1 protein-coding gene and 1 pseudogene are annotated in these 1,408 nt (G+C 67.7%); one reads left to right on the forward strand and one right to left on the reverse strand.

Going from position 1 to position 1,408, the window contains the following annotated elements; all coding sequences use genetic code 11:
• A pseudogene (locus tag JMF90_RS36995) lies at positions 1-225 on the forward strand (PLP-dependent aminotransferase family protein); the annotation flags it as partial.
• Between the two features lie 10 nt (positions 226-235).
• Here the strand turns inward: JMF90_RS36995 and JMF90_RS40655 are convergent.
• Complete coding sequence (locus JMF90_RS40655) at positions 236-370, reverse strand: hypothetical protein (RefSeq protein WP_023475958.1); 135 nt, start codon at positions 368-370, stop codon at positions 236-238.
• Between the last annotated feature and the right edge of the window lie 1,038 nt (positions 371-1,408).

Genomic DNA, 1,408 nt, shown 5'->3' on the forward strand with positions numbered 1-1,408 from the left:
CGGCTGCCGCCGCCGTGGCGGGCCGACGACTTCGCCGCGAATGCGAAAGCGCGCGGCGTGATCGTGATGCCGTCGTCGACTTTCGCGGTCGACCGCGCGGAACTCGAGCACGGCGTGCGCATCAACCTCGCGTGCCCGGCCACCCGCGACGAACTCGTCAACGGGCTGCGCATCCTGTCCGGCACGCTGAAGGACCGGCCGCGCGCGCTGTTCGGTTCGATCTGACGGCGCCGGCTCAGTCGAGCCACCCCGCGACGACGTCGACGATCCGCTGCAGCAGCGCTTCGTCACAAGGCAGCCACGGCACCGCGCGCAGCAGCGACGGCGGCGGCGCGATCGCCGGTTCGACCGGCTCGCCGTCGCGCGTCACGCGTCGCGCGGCCGGTCGCGCAATGCAACGACCACGCGCCGGCGCGCACGTGGCGTTCGTCGATCGTGATCCTCCCTTGCGCAACCGGTTCGGCGAATACGAGCGACAGCACATGCCTGCGATGTTGCGCCATCACGCCCCGCGGCAAGTCCGACAACCGGTTCAGGCGCCCAGCGTCGCGTCTCGATACCGCGTTGGCGGACCGGGTCCGTCGCGCGGGCCTTAGCCGTCTAGCCGCCGCGCGGGTGGCATCGTCGTCGAGCGCGAACGCGGCCACGCTGACGAGCAGATCGACCGCACGCGCGACTTCCGGGAACACGACCGGATCGGGTTCGCCGATCGGCAGCGGCGCTCAGCGCGCGCGATGCCGGTGAAGCGCGCGCTGGCGGTCGTGTCGGTCAGTCTTGCGACGAGCAGATCAACGAGGGTGCGATCAGACAGGTGTGCACTTCTGGACAGTCGCGCCGTTCTGGCGCGATTACTTCTGTACTGATCGGACGGCGTGCATCGCACCGCCGACGCCGGCTACAGATTCGATCGTGTACCGCATGGTGGGGCGCTCACCACGAAAACCAGTATTGCGCTCCCATGGGTCCGACCGGACGAAGGCCCGTGCGGCGGGCGTCCCGGGCCGATCCGGCCGCGCTGTGCCGGCCCACTGGCCAACCGGCCGTCCGGCCATTTCATAAGACGTACAGTTTTCCCAGAATGCTCGATTCGCGCCGAACTGTACTTTTGTCCGCAGGCTCGATGTGTGTACTCGGCCCCAACTGTTCTTCTCTTAAGATTCGATCATCAAGTGCACAGTGCTGCAGATCCCGCTGTTCCGGGAACCCTGCCGGCGCATCTTCAAGAGAGAGCCAGTGCGATGGAAAAGGCAAAACCGGAGGGAAAGATCAGGAATCACGACGGCCCGGTCGGCGGGCGAAACACGTGCAACGCGTGCGTATCGGGCGCACACGGGGCGGCGGCGGCGGGGCGGCGCGCGCCGGCAGGAGACGCACGATGAAACTCTATGAAAAACTCGCGGACGACATC

The sequence above is a fragment of the Burkholderia sp. E168m23 genome (assembly GCF_016586125.1).
Taxonomy (GTDB): domain Bacteria; phylum Pseudomonadota; class Gammaproteobacteria; order Burkholderiales; family Burkholderiaceae; genus Burkholderia; species Burkholderia orbicola.